Origin of the sequence: Variovorax sp. V116 (assembly GCF_041154435.1) — a bacterium.
Classification (GTDB): Bacteria; Pseudomonadota; Gammaproteobacteria; order Burkholderiales; family Burkholderiaceae_C; genus Variovorax; species Variovorax paradoxus.
The window spans coordinates 2,159,477-2,174,886 of the sequence record NZ_AP028661.1; the positions used below are offsets into that span (position 1 = coordinate 2,159,477).

Here is a 15,410-nt window from a genome sequence, read left to right on the forward strand (position 1 = left end):
CCTCAAGTCGACTTGAAGTTGCACAGTCTAGCTTTCGCCCAAACAGACACGCCAAGGACAAACCATCATGGACATCACGGACCAGCAACACAACGAACAAGCCGCCCTCTGGAACGGCCGCGGCGGCCGCGCCTGGGTCGATGCGCAGGAGTCGCTCGACCAGCTGTTCGCGCCGTTCGAGAACTTGCTGGTGGACGAGGCGCGCGCCGCCTCCGCGCAGCGGGTGCTCGACGTGGGCTGCGGCACCGGTGCCACCACGCTGGCCATCGCAGGGGTGCTCGGCGCGGCGGGGCATTGCGTCGGCGCCGACATCTCCGAGCCGATGATTGCCGCCGCCCGCGTGCGCGCCGAACGGGCGGGAATACCGGCAAGCTTCATCTGCGGCGACGTGCAGCGGCACGCCTTCGAGCCCGCGAGCTTCGACCTGGTCGTTTCGCGCTTCGGCGTGATGTTCTTCGACAGCCCGGTGCAGGCCTTTGCGAACCTGCGGCATGCCGCGAAGGATGGCGCCGCGCTTCGGGCCATCGCATGGCGCAGCGCCGCAGAGAACCCATTCATGACGACGGCCGAGCGCGCCGCCGCGCCGCTGCTGCCGAACCTGCCGGCGCGCAGGCCGGGTGCGCCGGGACAGTTCTCCTTCGCGGACCGCGATCGGGTGGTGTCCATCCTGGAAGAGAGCGGCTGGGCCGGCATCGACATCCGGCCGATCGATGTGGAATGCACATTGCCCGAGAAGGCGCTGCATGGCTATCTCACGCGGCTCGGCCCCGTCGGGCTCGTTCTCCAGGATGCGGACGAGCGAACGCGCACACGGGTCACCGAGGGCATGCGCGCGGCGTTCGAGCCCTATGTGCACGGCAGCGAAGTCCGCTTCACCGCCGCCTGCTGGACGATCGGCGCGCGGGCGCCGGCCGCGTAGCGGCGCTCAGCCCAGGAGCCGCGGCACGCCCTGCACCGCAAGCGCTCCGATGATTCCCTGCGCTGTCACGCAGTGCCACATCAGCGCGGTGTTGTCGATGGTCGCGCGGGCCGCGGGCTGCAGCCTGCCCGACCACGAACGCACGAGCACATAGCCACCCATCAGCATCAGCACTGCGATGTGGAAGGCCTGGTAGCCCAGCAGCATGCCAACCGATGCGCTCCAGCCTTGGGCGCGCGGATCGAGCCCGGCGAGCTGGTGGCCGCCGATGTCGAGCGCCGCCGCACCGGCCGCGCAGGCCATGGCCAGTGCCGCAAGCATGCGCAGCCTGCGCTGGCGGCGCGGATCTGCTGCATGCAGCCTGCGCGCGGCCAGCGCCATCGCGGCCGAGCCGGCCGCGAGCAGCAGCGCCGCGCCCAGCGGCCAGCGCAGGGGCGGCAGCGCGGCACCGGGCGGCGGGCACACGTCGCTGGCCATCGACAGGTGCACATGGGTGTACAGCAGCGACACGAAGATCGTCATGTCCACCGCAATCAGCACGACCATGGCCCACCACGAGTGCGATGCCCGCCCCCGCGCGCCGACCGGCAGCTGCACGCCATGGCCGACGTCGACCGTGGCCACCGGCGGCGGACGGTCGGAGTCCCACAGCCAGCGCAGGATGCATGCCACCGCGATCACGCCGCAGGCCAGCGCAGGCAGCGTCTGCGACACCGTGAGAAGCAGGAAGAAACCCGCGGTGCCGGCGGCTGCCGCCAGCGGCCACCAGCTGTCGGTCGGCAGGCGCAGCAGGTGCATCGGCCGCGCATCGCGCGGGCTGGTCACCAGCGTTTCGCGGCCGCCGAAGACGGTGCCCGGCAGCCAGTGCCGACCGGCCTCCACCTCCTGCGGCAGCGCGAGCCGCCGCCACAGCGGATAGCGCGAATCCACCTGCGGAATGCTGCGCACGCCGTATTCGCGCGGCGGCAGCCATTCGAGCGTGCCGGCGCGCCAGGGATTGCCATGGTCCTGCCCGGGCCGGCGCAGCGTGCGCGCCGCGTCCACCGTGAAGAGCAGCACACCGGCCGCCAGCGTGTAGGCGCCAAGGGTGGACAGCATGTTGAGCGCGTTCCAGCCCAGGTCGGCGCTGTAGGTGTACACGCGCCGCGGCATGCCGAGCATGCCCGCGATGTGCATCGGAAAGAAGGCGAGGTTGAAGCCGCCGAACATGAGCCCGAACACCCAGCGGCCCCAGCGCTCGGAAAGCCGGTGGCCGTTGAAGACCGGCGCCCAGTAGTAGAAGCCCGCGAACACCGGAAACACCATGCCGCCGATGAGCACGTAGTGCAGGTGCGCGACGATGAAGTAGCTGTCGTGCGCCTGCCAGTCGAAGGGCAGCACTGCCACCATCACGCCCGTGAGGCCGCCCAGCACGAAGATGAAGTGAAAGCCCAGGAGGAACAGCGTGGGCGCATCGAGCGCGACGCGGCCGCGCCAGAAGGTGGCGATCCACGCGAACACCTGCACGCCGCTCGGTATGGCGACGATGAAGCTCGCGGCCGACACCACCAGCAGCGAGAGATTGCCCAGGCCCGCGGTGAACATGTGGTGCACCCACAGCGCAAAGCTCACCACGCCCACGCCGATGAGCGCCAGCACCACCGCCCGGTGGCCCACCAGCGGCGTGCCCGCGAGCGTGGCGACCATCATCGACACCATGCCGGCCGCGGGCAGGAAGATGATGTAGACCTCCGGGTGGCCGAAGAACCAGAACAGGTGCTGCCACAGCAGCGGATCGCCGCCGCGCGCGGGAATGAAGAAGGGCCAGTCGAGCGCGCGCTCCAGCTCCAGCAGCATGGTCGCCGCGATCACCGCGGGAAACGCGAAGACGATCATCAGCGCGGTGACCAGCATGGCCCAGGCGAAGATCGGCATGCGCATCAGCGTCATGCCGGGCGCGCGCGTGAACAGCACGCCCACGATCAGCTCGATGGCGCCCGCAATGGCCGAGATCTCGATGAACCCGATGCCCAGCAGCCACCAGTCGGCGCCGCGCCCGGGCGAGAACTCCTTGCCGGTGAGCGGCGGATACATGAACCAGCCGCCATCGGGTGACACGCCGAAGAACAGCGTGCAGAAGAAGGCGATGCCGCCGATGGCATAGGCCCAGAACGCATAGGCCGAGAGCAGCGGAAAGGGCAGGTCGCGCGCGCCCAGCATGCCCGGCAGCAGGTAGATGGCCACGGCCTCGACGATGGGCACCGCAAACAGGAACATCATCACGGTGCCGTGCATCGTGAAGAGCTGGTTGTAGGTGCCCGCGTCGATCAGGTGGTTGTCCGGCACCGCGAGCTGCGTGCGCATCATCAGCGCCAGGATGCCGGCCAGCACGAAGAAGAGCATGGCGGTGGCGATGTAGAACACGCCGATGCGCGTGTTGTTCACCGCCGAGAAGAGCCGCCAGCCGGTGGGCGGGCGCCACGCGCGCTCGAGGGCCTCGCGCTCGCCTGCGGGGCGCGGCGGCAGATTCGAAGGATCTTCCTTGGGAGCCTGCGTCGTCATTTCAGTTGCGCGAGCCAGGCCGCGATGGATTGCAGGTCGGCCTCGCCGATGCGCTCGCCGGAGGAGGGCATGCGCGCGCCCGGCTTCAGCTGCTGCGTGTGGGCCACCCAGGCGGCGAGCTGCGCGGCATCGTTGGGCGCGGTGCCGGCGCCCAGGTGCAGCCGGCTGCCCACGTGCGTGAGGTCGGGCCCGAGGCGGCTCTGCTCGCTGACGCCGCGCACGGTGTGGCAGGCGTTGCAGCGGTGCGCGAGGAAGGCCTCGCGGCCGCGTTCGAGCTCGCGCGAAGCCGCGGCCGCCGGCCGTGCCTGCCCCGCAAGCCATGCATCGAAAGCCGCGGGCTCTTCGGCCACCACGTGCAGCGCCATGCGCGCATGCTGCTCGCCGCAGTATTCGGCGCACTGCCCGCGCCAGGTGCCGGGCCGGCCGGCCTGCAGCAGCAGGTGCTGCACGCGGCCGGGCAGCATGTCCATCTTGCCGCCGAGCGAGGGCACCCAGAAACTGTGGATCACGTCGGCGCTGCCAAGGCCGAAATAGACCGGCCGGCCGACCGGAATGCGGATCTCGTTCGCCGTGACCACCTCGGCGCCGCTGGCGGGGTCGCGGTAGCGCACCTCCCACCACCACATGTGGCCCGTGACGCCGACGATCAGCGCGCCGGGCGGTGGAATGGGCCGCCACGGCGGCCGGTGGAATTCGCTGTGGGCGAAGAGCGCCGAGAGCACCACCGTCGGAAAAGCAAGGCCGCCGCCGAGCAGCCACCAGCGCGTGTTCACCCGGCCGCCACCGCGGTGGCGAACGGCCAGTGCGAGCAGCAGCATCACGCCGGCGAAGATCACCGCGCCGCCCACCGCCAGCACGCCGCTCACTTCGAGCAGCGATTGCGCGACGGGGCCGGCGGCCCGCACGGCGGATTGGGGTGCGCCCTCGCTCGCCGCGTTCATTTCTCGAGCGCGAGCAGGTAGGCCGCCATGTCGCGCGCGTCCTGGGGCGACACACCCATTGCAGGCATGGTGGTGCCCGGCACCACGGCGGCCGGCGCCACGATCCAGCGCACCAGGGCGTCGGGGCCGTTCGGCACCTGGCCGGCAATGTAGCTGCGCTTGCCGAAGGCGGCGAGCGTGGGGCCGGTGCGGCCGCGCGCGGCCTGCACGTCGGGGATGGTGTGGCAGCTTCCGCACTGGTATTGCGCCAGCAGCTGCCTTCCGCGCTCGCGCTGCGCGGGCGGCGCGCGCTCGAAGATGGGGCTGCTCTCTCCCGGCGTGCATCCGGCCGCGAGCGCCACCAGCACCAGCAGGGCGAGCGGGCACACGGCAGGGCATGACGGGGCGGCCACCATGCCGCGATTCTGCGGATTGGAATGCGGCTTGCGCCGACATGGCGGCGCCGGTGCGCGTCGGACAATGCCGCCAATTGAATGCTGCCGATGGGTGCACCCAAGACCGCTCTACTCACCGTCGCCGCGCTGGGCATCGCGGGCGTGGCGGCGGGCGCGCTGGTGGTGTATGGCGGCCTCTACGACGTGGCGGCCACGCAGCAGCATTTCCAGCCGGTCTATTCGATGCTGGAAACCGCCATGCGCCAGTCGGTGAAGATGCGCGCGCGCAACATCGAGCCGCCGCGGCTCGACGACGAGCGGCTGGTGATGCGCGGCGCGGCCTGTTTTCGCGACAAGTGCGTGCAATGCCATGGTGCGCCGGGCGTCGCACAGGGCGACATCGGAAAGAGCATGCAGCCGCTGCCGGGGCCGCTGGTGGATGCGCGGCACCACTGGAAGCCGCGCGAACTGTACTGGCTGACCAAGCACGGCATCCGCATGAGCGGCATGCCGGCCTGGGAGTTCAGGTTGTCCGAGGAAGACCTGTGGTCGGTGGTGGCGTTCATGGCGCGCCTGCCCGAGCTCACGCCGCAGCAGTATGCCGAAGCCACGCGCGTGGAGCCCACCGGCGCACAGGGCGCACAGGGCGCACCGGCGCGGCCGGCATGCGGGCCGGCAGATGGCGCCGCGCCGCTGCGGGCGGCCGATGCGCAGCGCGGCGCGCGGGCGCTGCCCCAGTACGCATGCAGCGCCTGCCACACGATCCCCGGCATCACGAGCTCGTCGCCCAACGTGGGGCCGCCGCTTGCGGGCATGGGCGGCCGTTCGCTGATTGCGGGAAAGCTCGCCAACACGCCGGACAACATGGTGCGCTGGCTGCGCCACACGCACGAGGTCGATCCGCTCACGGCCATGCCGCAGATGAGCGTGTCCGAGCAGGACGCGCGGGATATCGCCGCCTATCTGGCGGCGCTGCGCTGACCAGCCTTTCTAGAATTTGGCCGCGTTGCGTTCGTCGTCGACCGTGGCAATGCGCAGCCGGGCCCGCTCGTGCTTGATGACGAGCTGCGCGCACCGCTCCCGCATGGAAGGGTCCGTGGGCTGCTGCTCGCTGCAATCCACGAGAAGCTGCGACTCGTCGAAGTCGAGCCCGTGAAGAACCTCCTGGCCATGCGAATTGATGGCCAGGAGGTTGTCGGCCGACAACTGGGCGCGCAGGGCCTCGGAGATGGCGAGCGTCTGCAAGGGCTTCACCGCTTCTCGGGTCCTGTGGCGGGGGCTGTGCGCCACTGCCTACTTCTTCATCGCCTTGATGTCGGCCTTGCCCTTGGCCTCGGTGGCCTTGGCTTCCTTCACGCAAGCGCTCTTGGCGTCGCCCTTCTGGTCGTCGCACTTTTCCTTGGCGATCGCATAGGCCGCTTCCACCTTGGCTTCGGCCACCTTGCGTGCGTTGCTGTCGCTGGGCTTCTGCTTCTGCTCGAGTTCGGCCTTGGCAATCTTTTCCTTGCCCTTGGCTTCTTCGATGCAGACGTCCTTGGCGTTGTCCTTCATGGCATCGCAAGCCGCCTTGTCGGCCTTGTAGTCGGCCGAGATCTTGTCGCGCGCAGCCTTGTATTCGGCCATGGCCGGATCGGTGGCCGCCGCGGGAGGCGTGTTCACTTGCGCATGCACCTGGCCCACTGCCATGCAGGAGGCTGCGGCACACATCAATAACAGTTTCTTCATGGTTGAGCTCCTTGACGCCGGTGGTTTTTCTTGCAGGGGAGGATCCGGCGTCCGAAATCAATATAGAAGTCGGCAGCGCCGGGGCGGTAGGACGCCTTGCGAAGCGGCCGTAAGCACATGCTGACGCTTCCTGCGCAAGGGGCATGAATGGGCGGCGGGGCGTCGGCGGTGCCCCCCGGCCGGCTTGGGCGCACGTCCTACCGGCGCGGACGATGCGGCGCCCACACTGCGGCAAGAGCGACTGACAGGAGATCGCCATGCAAAAGCTACACGCGTTGTTCGCCGCCGCGCTGCTATGGGCGGGGGCGATCGTTCCGGCGGGTGCGCAAACCTCGCCGCCGCATCCGGCGGAGATCGACCCGGCCATCGTCGAATACGGCGCGGCGCGGGAACGGATCGGCGCCAACCTGAAGGCCGCGCTGGAACAGTGCGAAAAGCAGGTCGAGCCCGCCAGGGCAGTCTGCGTCAAGGAAGCGCAGGGCCGCCAGAAGATTGCACTGGCCGAGCTCGACCACCAGCGTAGCCCCAGCGACGCCAATGCCCGCAGGCTCGCTGAAACGCGGGTGGCGGTGAACTACGAGGTGGCCAGGGAGAAGTGCAACGAGCGGCAGGGCGGCGACAGGGCCGCGTGCCTGTCGCGCGCGAGCGAGGAAGAATCAAAAGCCAGGGCGGACATCAAGACCGGGCAGTAGCGGGAGAGACAAGGCTCATCACGCCGTCGCGCTGGCCCAGTATTCCCGCATGGTGGCCTTGATGGTCCGCATGGCTTCGGGGTCGCCCTGCCAGAGGGCCAGCAGGTAGGCCTTGGCCTGGGCGAGCGAAACATCGGGCGGCAGCGGCGGCACGGCGGAGTCGGTGACCATTTCCAGCAGCATCGGGCGGTCGGCCGCAAAGGCGGCGTCCCATGCCGGGCCGATGGCTTCTGGCGTATCGACGCGCAGGGCCGCAAGGCCGAGCATCTGCGCGAAGCGCGCGTAGGGAAAGTCGGGCAGCTCCTGCGAAGCGTTGAACTTCGGATCTCCGCCGAGCACGCGCTGCTCCCAGCTCACGAGGTTGAGGTCGCGGTTGTTGAGCACCATGACGACCAGGCGCGGATCGGCCCAGTCGCGCCACATGCGCGCCAGGGTGATGAGCGCATTGAGGCCGTTCATCTGCATGGCGCCGTCGCCCAGCATCGCGACCACGGGCCGGTCGGGATGCACCAGCTTGGCCGCAATCGCGTAGGGGAGGGCCGGGCCCATGGTGGCGAGGCCGCCGGACAGGCTGGCCTTCATGCCGCGGCGCAGCTTGACGTCGCGCGCGTACCAGTTGGCGGCGGTGCCGCTGTCGCAGGTGAGCACCGTTTCTTCGGGCAGGCGCGGCGACAGCTCCCAGAACACGCGCTGCGGATTGACCGGCGAGGCCTCCACATGCGCGCGCGCCTCGAGCACGCGCCACCAGCGCGCCACGTCGGCCTCGATGCCTTGGCGCCAGGCACCGTGTTCCTTGTGGTCGAGCAGCGGCAGCAGCGCCGCGAGCGTGGCGCGGCTGTCGCCGACCAGGCCCAGCTCCGTGGGGTAGCGCAGCCCGATGGCGCGCGGGTCGGTGTCGATCTGCACGCAGCGGGCCTGCCCTTCGGGCGGCAGGAATTCCGCGTACGGGAACGACGAGCCCACCATCAGCAAGGTGTCGCAGTCTTCCATCATGCGCGAGCTGGGCCGCGTGCCGAGCACGCCGATGGCGCCGGTCACGAAGGGCAGATCGTCGGGCACCGCCGCCTTGCCGAGCAGCGCCTTGGCAATGCCGGCGCCGAGCCGCTCGGCCGCATGGATCAGCTCATCGGTGGCATGCAGGGCGCCCGCGCCCGCCAGGATGGCCACCTTGCTGCCCGCGTTGATGATGTCCGCCGCCTGCCCCAGCGCCGCGGCGTTCGGCACCGCGGCGCTGGCCGTGCTGCCGATGCCGCTGTGCACGGTGCCGTGCTTGCGCGGCGGCACCGGCACCGCCGGCAGCTCCTGCACGTCGTTGGGGACGATCACGCAGGTGACGGCGCGGCGGTCGCGCGCGATGCGCATCGCGCGGTCGACCAGGTGGCGAACCTGCTCCGCGCTGGTGGCCATCTGCACGAACTCGTGCGCCACGTCCTTGAACAGCGAAACCAGATCCACCTCCTGCTGGTAGTCGCCGCCGAGCGCGCTGCGCTGCTGCTGGCCGACGATGGCGACCACCGGCTGGCGGTCGAGCTTCGCGTCGTACAGGCCGTTCAGCAGGTGGATCGCGCCCGGTCCCGAGGTGGCCAGGCAGACGCCCACCTCGCCCGAGAACTTGGCATGCGCACAGGCCATGAAGGCGGCCAGTTCCTCATGGCGGCTCTGGATGAACTCGATGGCGCCGTCCGCCCGGTCGAGTGCGCCCATGAGGCCGTTGATGCCGTCGCCGGGGTAGCCGTAGACGCGCCGCACGCCCCAGTCGTGCAGGCGCTGGACCACGAAATCGCTGACTGTCTTTTTCATCGCACGGATACTCCGCGCCTCGCGCGCGGCGGGCTGTCGTGCAATCGGCCCCAGGCACCGTCGGTGCAATCCCACAAGGGCCGCGTGCACTGCGCCGCCGACAGACTGCTCCCACGCGCAAGGCCTGCGTCTTCCGACCCGCAATGAAGACCAGGGGCGCAGCATGAAGGCTTCTTCATCCTCCAGGAGAGTTCAATGCCAAGAGGTGACAAGTCGTCCTATACGGACAAGCAGAAACGCAAGGCCGAGCACATCGAGGAAGGCTACGAGCATCGCGGCGTGGGCAAGGGCGAAGCCGAAAGGCGTGCCTGGGCCACCGTCAATGCCGAGACCGGCGGCGGCAAGAAGAGCGGCAGCGGCCGCGGCAAGGCGGAGAACCACGCGCCCTCGCGCACCGGCGGCCACAAGGGCGGCGCCGCGGCGGCGTCCCGTACGGCCGCCGAACGCTCGGCCTCGGCCAAGAAGGCTGCGGCCACGCGCAAGCGCAACGCCGAGCGGCGCAGCGGCTGACCCCCGAACGAAGGCAGGCAATGACACGCGTATCCGAACTGATGACCCGCGGCGTGCGGACCCTGTCGCCGTCCGACACGGTGGCGCTGGCCGCCCAGGCCATGGACGAGCTGGACATCGGCGCCATTCCCGTGTGCGACGGCCAGCGGCTGCTGGGCATGGTGACCGACCGCGACATCGTGCTTCGCGTGGTCGCGCAGACGCGCCCGCTGGACACCGCGCTGTCCGAGGTGATGTCGAAGGACGTCAAGTGGTGCAGCGAGAACGACAACGTCGAAACCGTGATGGACGAGATGGCCGGCTACCAGGTGCGGCGCATGCCGGTGGTGGACCGCGGCCGCAGGCTGGTGGGCATGCTGTCGCTGGGCGACACCGCCGCCAAGGGCGACATCGGCAAGGCCGGCGACACGCTCAACATCATCTCCCAGCCGGCCGAGCCCGACCGCTCGGGGCAGTCCGCGGCCAGCGGACCCACCGGCGGGGGCTCCTCGTAGGTCCGGCGCGGCGCGGGTTCTCTGTTTGTCTGCCAACGGCGTGTGCACGCATCAGCGCTTCGCAGGCAGGCGGATGCGCGCCCCGGGCGTGGTGGAGACGCGCAGCGCCTCTTGCGCCTGGCGCAGGAAGCGCTCATTGCGTGCGCTCGTCTGCGAGGCGACGCAATCGCGCGGAACGACGGCCTCGAGGTCGCGCATGCCCGCGTCGGCCACGGTGGCCCAGATGCACTGGTCGCTGGCCACGCCGGTCACGATCAGCCGCGTGGCCTTGAGATAGGCGAGCAGCAGCTCGAGCGGCGTCGCGAAGAAAGCGGACTGCTTGGGCTTGAGCACGAAGTAGTCCGTTTCCTCGGGCAGCAGCGTCGAGGTGATCTCGGCACCGGCGCCTCCAGAGGCCAGCGACAGTTCCACCAGCTTGGGAAAGTCCGAGCGCCAGCGCCCGCGGTTGTCGTTGACGTAGATGGCGGGCACCCCGGCGCGCGTGCAGCGCGCCTTCAGCGCTGCGATGCGCCCCGCAATGAAATGCGCGCCGGGCAACAGCTTTTCGGCATCGGGAAAGTCCCAGCAACTGATCATGTCGATGATCAGGAGGGCCGTGTGGCCCGCGGCGGGAGCCGGTGCGAGGGCGGGGGGCTGCGAGTGCGAGCGGGGAGGCGCCATGGCGCCCCACCATTCCAAATGGGCGGCGCCGCAGCCGTAGGAAAGGCCCGCATGGCTGCGAAAGTCGCCACCACGCGCGCCGGTCAGGGCCGGCCGGGGTCGCCGCCGCTCAACGGCCTTGCGGCACGCCGAACGCCGCGCGCACTTCGTCGAGCCGTGCTTGCGCGACCTCGAAGCACTCGGCCAATTGCTCCGGCGTGGCCGGCGGATAGCCGGCCGGCGGCTGCAGCGCATTGCCCAGCCGTTCCCAGGCGGCCTCCCAGGCCAGCTTGGCAAGCGCACGGGACTCCGGGTTGGAAGGAGCGGGCATGTTCGTCCTCGGTTGTGGCGAATGGGAGTATGCGCCCGAGGAAAGAAGGGCGGTTTGGCAGAGGCCGCGTAGGAGGCCTCTTTCACAACGACGCGCGTTATCCCGCCCCGCCGGGCCGAAACCTGTCCGACCATCGGCGCGAGGACGACGCCCGCCCTGGGCCTGCTGCAAAGAAGCCACAAGCTAGGCCCGTGCAGGAGAGCCTTCTGTAGGAACCGGCCTCATCGAGATGCACGGATTGCCCCCATGCACCCAGCCAACCGTTCACAAGGAGTTTTCCCGATGAACAGATCCGCTTTCACCCGGCCTCTTGCCCTTGTTGCCCTTGTCACCGGCGCTTCCTCCGGCATCTGCCCGGAGGCGCACCGCTAAGCCCGGGCCCATGCCATGGACACCCTTTTCAGCTCCGGAGTCGCCCTCGTGGACACGGTCCTCAAGAGCACCGGCGGCAGCGTCGTGGTCTGGAGCGCGGACCCGCAGGCCTACGGCAGCGATCACGAACGGGCCACGCGCAGCAATTTCGCGCAGCGGCTCGCAGCGCTGAAGCAGTTCCGCTACGCGGGCGAATACGACGCCTCGCGCGCCCACGAGAGCACGCCGCTGTACTTCGTGCCGAGCGACACCATCGCCAGCACGCAGCTTGCGCGCTCGCTCGGCATCTCGACGCTGCACGACCTGTTCGGCGGCGTGGTTCCGCACCCCTTCGTTGCCACCAAGGCGATCACGCACCCGCTGGTGGGCAGGGCGGCGGCCTGTCCCGAGGGATGGGAGCCGGCCTTCGCCCCCGCCGTGTCGCAGGCGGTGCTCGGCGGCTTTTCGGCGTTCTCGGTCGAGGACGCGCGATGGGCCGGGCGCCACCTGCTGGAAAGCGGCGCGGTGCGCATCAAGCCGGTGTGCGCCACCGGCGGGCGCGGCCAGGCGATGGCCGCCGATGCCGAAGCCCTGGACCGCTGCCTCGCGGCCATGGACGAGAGCGAGATCGCGCTGCACGGCGTGGTGCTCGAAGAGAACCTCGCCAAGCCGGAAACCTACAGCGTCGGGCAGGTGCTGGTCGACCAGATGATCGTGAGCTACTTCGGCCGCCAGCGGATGACGCTCGACAACACCGGCCAGAACGTCTACGGCGGCTCCGACCTGACGCTCGTGCGCGGCAACTTCGATGCGCTGCTGGCCATCACCAGCCCGCCGCCGGCGCTTTGCCTGGCGATCGAGCAGGCGCGGCGCTACCACCATGCGGTGATCGAGTGCTACCCGGGCTTCTTTGCGTCGCGCGTGAACTACGACGTGGCGCAGGGCCTGGGCGCGGACGGCGCCTGGCGCTCGGGCGTGCTCGAGCAGTCGTGGCGCGTGGGCGGCGCCACCGGGGCCGAAATGGTCGCGCTCGAATGCTTCTGGCGCGACCCGGCGCTCGAGCGCGTGCGCATCTCCTGCTTCGAGGCGTATGGTGAGGCGCCGGCGATCCCGGCGGGCGCAACGGTGCACTACCGCGGCGTCGACTCGCAGATCGGGCCGCTCGCCAAATACGCATTGTTCCAGCCATATGACAGCGACACGACATAACTTCATAGACATATCCGTAGACGGCCAGCACATTGCCGGAACGCTGGTTGCCGCCTCCACGATGGTGCCCGGCGTTCTCCTGGTCCATGGCTGGGATGGCAGCCAGGAGCAGTACATCGCGCGCGCGCACGAGATTGCCGCGCTCGGCTGCGTCTGCCTCACCTTCGACCTGCGCGGCCATGCGCGCCATGCCTCGCTGCGCCAGGAGGTCACGCGCGAGGACAACCTGCGCGACGTGCTCGCGGCCTACGACACGCTCATCAGCCACCCCACCGTCGACCCGCAGGCCATTGCCATCGTCGGCAGCAGCTACGGCGGCTACCTGGCGGCGCTGGTCAGCACCATGCGGCCGGTGCGCTGGCTCGCGCTGCGGGCGCCGGCGCTCTACCGCGACCGCGAGTGGCTCGCGCCCAAGGGCCAGCTGAGCCGGCCCGACCTCGTGGCCTACCGCCGCACCCTGGTGGGCCCGCGCGACAACCGGGCGCTCGCGGCCTGCGAGGCCTTCACGGGCGACGTGCTGATCGTGGAATCGGAGCACGACCAGATCGTGCCGCACCCGGTCATCGAGAACTACCTGGGTGCCTTCAAGCGCGTGCGCTCCGCGACCTACCGCGTCATTTCGGGGGCCGACCATGCGCTGTCGAAGCAGGCGCACCGCCAAGCCTATGGACAACTCCTCGTCTCCTGGATGACGGAGATGACGCTGGGCGCCCGGGCGACCGGCACCATGACGCGGCCCGTCTCCGCGAGTCCCGCATAGAAAGACAGGTTTCCTATGCAAACCCCCGCCCTGACCCTGAGCGAAAGGCAACGCTCGACGCTGCGGACCGGCCTCGTCGCGGGAACCCTTGCAAGCTTCGCCTCCACCGCCGCGCTGATGCTGTGCGGCCGCCGCGAGGCCGGCAGCCTGGTGGCGCCGACCAATGCCACCAGCCACTGGCTCTGGGGCGACCGGGCCTTCGATGTGCGCGGCCCCACGCTGAAGCACACCGCGCTCGGCTATGCCACGCACCATGCGAGCGCCATCTTCTGGGCGCTGATCTATGGCTGGCTGCATGCCAGCCGGCATCCCGCGCAGTCGGCTCCCGCGGCGCTCGCGAGCGCCGGCGCCGCCACCGCGCTGGCCTGCGCGGTGGACTACACGATCACGCCGCACCGGCTCAGGCCGGGCTTCGAGCACCACCTTTCGAAGCGCTCCCTGGGGGCGGTCTACGGCCTCTTTGCCCTGGGGCTGGCGGCCGGCTGCCTGCTGGCCCAGCGCGGCAACGCGCACGAGTAGTGCGCCTTGCTACGCGCAGCACGAGTAGTGCGCCTTGCTACGCGCACTCAGGGAGCTTTCCTACGCCGCGGCGCCGGCAGCCCTTTCATCGTTCGGCTTCCATCAACCCAACCGGAGCCCACGATGCCCAACTCCACCAAGCGCGCAGCACCCGATGCATGCAGCCTTCTCGATACCGACCACCGCAACGTCAAGAAGATGTTCAAGGCGTACGAGGAACTGACCCATTCGCGCGCCGCCGACGTGCAGCAGAAGAAGCGCGAACTCGCCAACCAGATCTGCACCGAGCTGACCGTCCATGCCCAGATCGAGGAAGAGATCTTCTACCCGGCCGTGCGCGAGGCGATCAGCGAAACCGATCTTCTGGACGAAGCCGAGGTCGAGCACACCAGCGCCAAGGAGCTGATCGCGCAGATCGAAGCCGCGACCGAGGTGGACGACAAGTTCGATGCCAAGGTCATCGTGCTCGGCGAATACATCGACCACCACGTGAAGGAAGAGCGCAACGAGATCTTCGTCAAGGCACGCGCCGCCAGGGGGCTCGACCTGGTGGCCATGCGCGAGCAGCTCGCCGCGCGCAAGGAAGAGCTCATGGAAGAGCTCACCGCCGCCGCCTGACCGGGCGCCGCACACAACACCCGACGACCCAGTCCAGCGCACCCGTGGAACCGGCTCCGCCGGGCCACCGGGTGCGTCCCCCAGTGGGGGGAGGCGCCGCAGGCGCTTCGGGGGGCGTCCTACCCTGGAGTTCCACATGACCAACATCGTCTCCCGGCTCTTTCCCACGGCGACCAACATGATTCGCCTGGACCACACGCACGTGCTCTCCACCTTCCACCAGTACAAGGCCGGCGCGCCGGAACGGGTGAAGAAAGGGCTGGTCAACACCATCTGCACCGCGCTCGAGATCCATGCGCAGCTCGAGGAAGAAATCTTCTATCCCGAGATGCGCAAGGTCTGCGAGGACGACGAACGCATCACCAAGGCGCTCGAGGAGCATTCCGAGATGCGCCGCCTCATCGGCCTGCTTCGCGCCATGGAGCCCGAAGCGCGCGACTATGACGAAACCCTCTCGGCGCTGATGCGCGACGTGATGCACCACGTGGCCGACGAGGAAACCATCCTGCTGCCGACCGCCGAGAAGCTGCTGCCCGACCGGCTCGGCGAGCTGGGCGCGCAGATGACCAAGCGCCGGCTGCAGCTTGCCGGGCCGCGCACCGGCGAGATCGCGCTCGACATGGGCCGTGCGGCATCCGGCAACACGGCCGCCATTGCGATGGTCGGGCTGGCTGCGGCCGGGCTGCTGCTCGCGCGGCGTTCCGGCCATCTGCGCTGGCCCCACGCGCACCACGCGCGCACCTGAGGCACCAGCAGAGGCCGTCCCATGCCCGAAGACAGCAACATTCCCGTGCCTGCCGCGCCCGAGTCACCGCGCGCCGCATTCCAGGCCCTGGCCGAGCGCGTGGGCGTTCTCGCGCCGGGCGCGCCGCTCTCGGACGAACTCATGAAGTTTGCCGAGGGCGTGCTGCAGCTCGCGGCCGAGGGCAAGGTGCCGCGCGAGCGCGCGCCCCGCTGAACCCTGCCCCGCCATCCCATCGAACGGAG

At 69.7% G+C, this 15,410-nt stretch carries 19 protein-coding genes; 11 read left to right on the forward strand and 8 right to left on the reverse strand.

Annotation, left to right across the window (positions count from 1 at the left end):
• Positions 1 to 67: 67 nt before the first annotated feature.
• Positions 68 to 919 (forward strand): class I SAM-dependent methyltransferase, encoded by an 852-nt coding sequence (locus ACAM58_RS10185; RefSeq protein WP_012747123.1) that lies wholly within the window; start codon positions 68 to 70, stop codon positions 917 to 919.
• Positions 920 to 925: 6 nt separating this feature from the next.
• On the opposite strand, the gene ACAM58_RS10190 is transcribed toward ACAM58_RS10185, so the two are convergent.
• Genes ACAM58_RS10190 through ACAM58_RS10200 form a run of 3 tightly spaced genes read right to left on the reverse strand, consistent with a single transcriptional unit; the run spans position 926 to position 4,796 of the window.
• Positions 926 to 3,460: a cytochrome c oxidase subunit I gene (locus tag ACAM58_RS10190; RefSeq protein ID WP_012747124.1), complete on the reverse strand. Its 2,535-nt coding sequence runs from the start codon at positions 3,458 to 3,460 to the stop codon at positions 926 to 928.
• The gene (locus ACAM58_RS10195) at positions 3,457 to 4,401 is read right to left on the reverse strand and encodes a c-type cytochrome (RefSeq protein WP_369664417.1); all 945 of its coding nucleotides are present in this window, start codon (positions 4,399 to 4,401) and stop codon (positions 3,457 to 3,459) included. The genes ACAM58_RS10190 and ACAM58_RS10195 overlap by 4 nt, the downstream gene beginning before the upstream one ends.
• Positions 4,398 to 4,796: a cytochrome c family protein gene (locus ACAM58_RS10200; protein WP_012747126.1), complete on the reverse strand. Its 399-nt coding sequence runs from the start codon at positions 4,794 to 4,796 to the stop codon at positions 4,398 to 4,400. The genes ACAM58_RS10195 and ACAM58_RS10200 overlap by 4 nt, the downstream gene beginning before the upstream one ends.
• Positions 4,797 to 4,883: 87 nt before the next feature.
• On the opposite strand from ACAM58_RS10200, the gene ACAM58_RS10205 reads away from it, so the two are divergent.
• Positions 4,884 to 5,756, forward strand: coding sequence for a c-type cytochrome (locus ACAM58_RS10205; RefSeq protein ID WP_244883339.1), 873 nt, complete (start codon positions 4,884 to 4,886; stop codon positions 5,754 to 5,756).
• A gap of 9 nt (positions 5,757 to 5,765) precedes the next feature.
• Here ACAM58_RS10205 and ACAM58_RS10210 read toward each other — a convergent pair whose 3' ends face one another.
• Both ACAM58_RS10210 and ACAM58_RS10215 read right to left on the reverse strand, forming a co-directional pair.
• The gene (locus ACAM58_RS10210) at positions 5,766 to 6,029 is read right to left on the reverse strand and encodes a hypothetical protein (protein WP_012747128.1); all 264 of its coding nucleotides are present in this window, start codon (positions 6,027 to 6,029) and stop codon (positions 5,766 to 5,768) included.
• 39 nt (positions 6,030 to 6,068) lie between these two features.
• Positions 6,069 to 6,500, reverse strand: coding sequence for a hypothetical protein (locus tag ACAM58_RS10215; RefSeq protein ID WP_012747129.1), 432 nt, complete (start codon positions 6,498 to 6,500; stop codon positions 6,069 to 6,071).
• Positions 6,501 to 6,757: 257 nt separating this feature from the next.
• Between ACAM58_RS10215 and ACAM58_RS10220 the strand changes: the two genes are divergently transcribed.
• On the forward strand, positions 6,758 to 7,192 hold the full coding sequence (locus ACAM58_RS10220; protein ID WP_012747130.1) for a hypothetical protein: 435 nt from the start codon (positions 6,758 to 6,760) through the stop codon (positions 7,190 to 7,192).
• A gap of 18 nt (positions 7,193 to 7,210) precedes the next feature.
• On the opposite strand, the gene ACAM58_RS10225 is transcribed toward ACAM58_RS10220, so the two are convergent.
• On the reverse strand, positions 7,211 to 8,992 hold the full coding sequence (locus ACAM58_RS10225) for a thiamine pyrophosphate-requiring protein (RefSeq protein WP_012747131.1): 1,782 nt from the start codon (positions 8,990 to 8,992) through the stop codon (positions 7,211 to 7,213).
• 195 nt (positions 8,993 to 9,187) lie between these two features.
• Between ACAM58_RS10225 and ACAM58_RS10230 the strand changes: the two genes are divergently transcribed.
• Together ACAM58_RS10230 and ACAM58_RS10235 are read left to right on the forward strand one after the other, a co-directional pair.
• Positions 9,188 to 9,502, forward strand: coding sequence for a hypothetical protein (locus ACAM58_RS10230; protein WP_012747132.1), 315 nt, complete (start codon positions 9,188 to 9,190; stop codon positions 9,500 to 9,502).
• 20 nt (positions 9,503 to 9,522) lie between these two features.
• Complete coding sequence (locus ACAM58_RS10235; protein ID WP_012747133.1) at positions 9,523 to 9,996, forward strand: CBS domain-containing protein; 474 nt, start codon at positions 9,523 to 9,525, stop codon at positions 9,994 to 9,996.
• A 51-nt stretch (positions 9,997 to 10,047) separates the two neighbouring features.
• Here the strand turns inward: ACAM58_RS10235 and ACAM58_RS10240 are convergent, their stop codons facing one another.
• Complete coding sequence (locus ACAM58_RS10240) at positions 10,048 to 10,656, reverse strand: isochorismatase family cysteine hydrolase (RefSeq protein WP_012747134.1); 609 nt, start codon at positions 10,654 to 10,656, stop codon at positions 10,048 to 10,050.
• A 109-nt stretch (positions 10,657 to 10,765) separates the two neighbouring features.
• Positions 10,766 to 10,966: a hypothetical protein gene (locus ACAM58_RS10245; protein WP_012747135.1), complete on the reverse strand. Its 201-nt coding sequence runs from the start codon at positions 10,964 to 10,966 to the stop codon at positions 10,766 to 10,768.
• Positions 10,967 to 11,386: 420 nt separating this feature from the next.
• Between ACAM58_RS10245 and ACAM58_RS10250 the strand changes: the two genes are divergently transcribed.
• The 6 genes from ACAM58_RS10250 to ACAM58_RS10275 all read left to right on the forward strand — a co-directional run bounded on the left by ACAM58_RS10250 (position 11,387) and on the right by ACAM58_RS10275 (position 15,381).
• Positions 11,387 to 12,526: a DUF3182 family protein gene (locus ACAM58_RS10250; RefSeq protein ID WP_230537698.1), complete on the forward strand. Its 1,140-nt coding sequence runs from the start codon at positions 11,387 to 11,389 to the stop codon at positions 12,524 to 12,526.
• Positions 12,507 to 13,286 carry a S9 family peptidase gene (locus ACAM58_RS10255; protein WP_012747137.1) on the forward strand — a complete coding sequence of 260 codons (780 nt, stop codon included), beginning with the start codon at positions 12,507 to 12,509 and terminating at the stop codon, positions 13,284 to 13,286. The genes ACAM58_RS10250 and ACAM58_RS10255 overlap by 20 nt, the downstream gene beginning before the upstream one ends.
• A gap of 15 nt (positions 13,287 to 13,301) precedes the next feature.
• Entirely contained in the window at positions 13,302 to 13,805 is a 504-nt protein-coding gene (locus ACAM58_RS10260; RefSeq protein ID WP_012747138.1) for a hypothetical protein, read from the forward strand.
• 123 nt (positions 13,806 to 13,928) lie between these two features.
• Positions 13,929 to 14,423: a hemerythrin domain-containing protein gene (locus tag ACAM58_RS10265; RefSeq protein ID WP_012747139.1), complete on the forward strand. Its 495-nt coding sequence runs from the start codon at positions 13,929 to 13,931 to the stop codon at positions 14,421 to 14,423.
• Between the two features lie 136 nt (positions 14,424 to 14,559).
• Positions 14,560 to 15,168, forward strand: coding sequence for a hemerythrin domain-containing protein (locus ACAM58_RS10270; protein ID WP_012747140.1), 609 nt, complete (start codon positions 14,560 to 14,562; stop codon positions 15,166 to 15,168).
• 21 nt (positions 15,169 to 15,189) lie between these two features.
• Entirely contained in the window at positions 15,190 to 15,381 is a 192-nt protein-coding gene (locus ACAM58_RS10275) for a hypothetical protein (RefSeq protein WP_018902877.1), read from the forward strand.
• Positions 15,382 to 15,410: the final 29 nt, after the last annotated feature.

What these genes read in the sequence shown, in the direction of transcription:
- ACAM58_RS10185 (WP_012747123.1), top strand. Translation starts at nt 68, where the DNA reads ATGGACATCACGGACCAGCAACACAACGAACAAGCCGCCCTCTGGAAC.
- ACAM58_RS10190 (WP_012747124.1), bottom strand. Translation starts at nt 3,460, where the DNA reads ATGACGACGCAGGCTCCCAAGGAAGATCCTTCGAATCTGCCGCCGCGC.
- ACAM58_RS10195 (WP_369664417.1), bottom strand. Translation starts at nt 4,401, where the DNA reads ATGAACGCGGCGAGCGAGGGCGCACCCCAATCCGCCGTGCGGGCCGCC.
- ACAM58_RS10200 (WP_012747126.1), bottom strand. Translation starts at nt 4,796, where the DNA reads ATGGTGGCCGCCCCGTCATGCCCTGCCGTGTGCCCGCTCGCCCTGCTG.
- ACAM58_RS10205 (WP_244883339.1), top strand. Translation starts at nt 4,884, where the DNA reads ATGGGTGCACCCAAGACCGCTCTACTCACCGTCGCCGCGCTGGGCATC.
- ACAM58_RS10215 (WP_012747129.1), bottom strand. Translation starts at nt 6,500, where the DNA reads ATGAAGAAACTGTTATTGATGTGTGCCGCAGCCTCCTGCATGGCAGTG.
- ACAM58_RS10220 (WP_012747130.1), top strand. Translation starts at nt 6,758, where the DNA reads ATGCAAAAGCTACACGCGTTGTTCGCCGCCGCGCTGCTATGGGCGGGG.
- ACAM58_RS10225 (WP_012747131.1), bottom strand. Translation starts at nt 8,992, where the DNA reads ATGAAAAAGACAGTCAGCGATTTCGTGGTCCAGCGCCTGCACGACTGG.
- ACAM58_RS10230 (WP_012747132.1), top strand. Translation starts at nt 9,188, where the DNA reads ATGCCAAGAGGTGACAAGTCGTCCTATACGGACAAGCAGAAACGCAAG.
- ACAM58_RS10235 (WP_012747133.1), top strand. Translation starts at nt 9,523, where the DNA reads ATGACACGCGTATCCGAACTGATGACCCGCGGCGTGCGGACCCTGTCG.
- ACAM58_RS10240 (WP_012747134.1), bottom strand. Translation starts at nt 10,656, where the DNA reads ATGGCGCCTCCCCGCTCGCACTCGCAGCCCCCCGCCCTCGCACCGGCT.
- ACAM58_RS10245 (WP_012747135.1), bottom strand. Translation starts at nt 10,966, where the DNA reads ATGCCCGCTCCTTCCAACCCGGAGTCCCGTGCGCTTGCCAAGCTGGCC.
- ACAM58_RS10255 (WP_012747137.1), top strand. Translation starts at nt 12,507, where the DNA reads ATGACAGCGACACGACATAACTTCATAGACATATCCGTAGACGGCCAG.
- ACAM58_RS10260 (WP_012747138.1), top strand. Translation starts at nt 13,302, where the DNA reads ATGCAAACCCCCGCCCTGACCCTGAGCGAAAGGCAACGCTCGACGCTG.
- ACAM58_RS10265 (WP_012747139.1), top strand. Translation starts at nt 13,929, where the DNA reads ATGCCCAACTCCACCAAGCGCGCAGCACCCGATGCATGCAGCCTTCTC.
- ACAM58_RS10270 (WP_012747140.1), top strand. Translation starts at nt 14,560, where the DNA reads ATGACCAACATCGTCTCCCGGCTCTTTCCCACGGCGACCAACATGATT.
- ACAM58_RS10275 (WP_018902877.1), top strand. Translation starts at nt 15,190, where the DNA reads ATGCCCGAAGACAGCAACATTCCCGTGCCTGCCGCGCCCGAGTCACCG.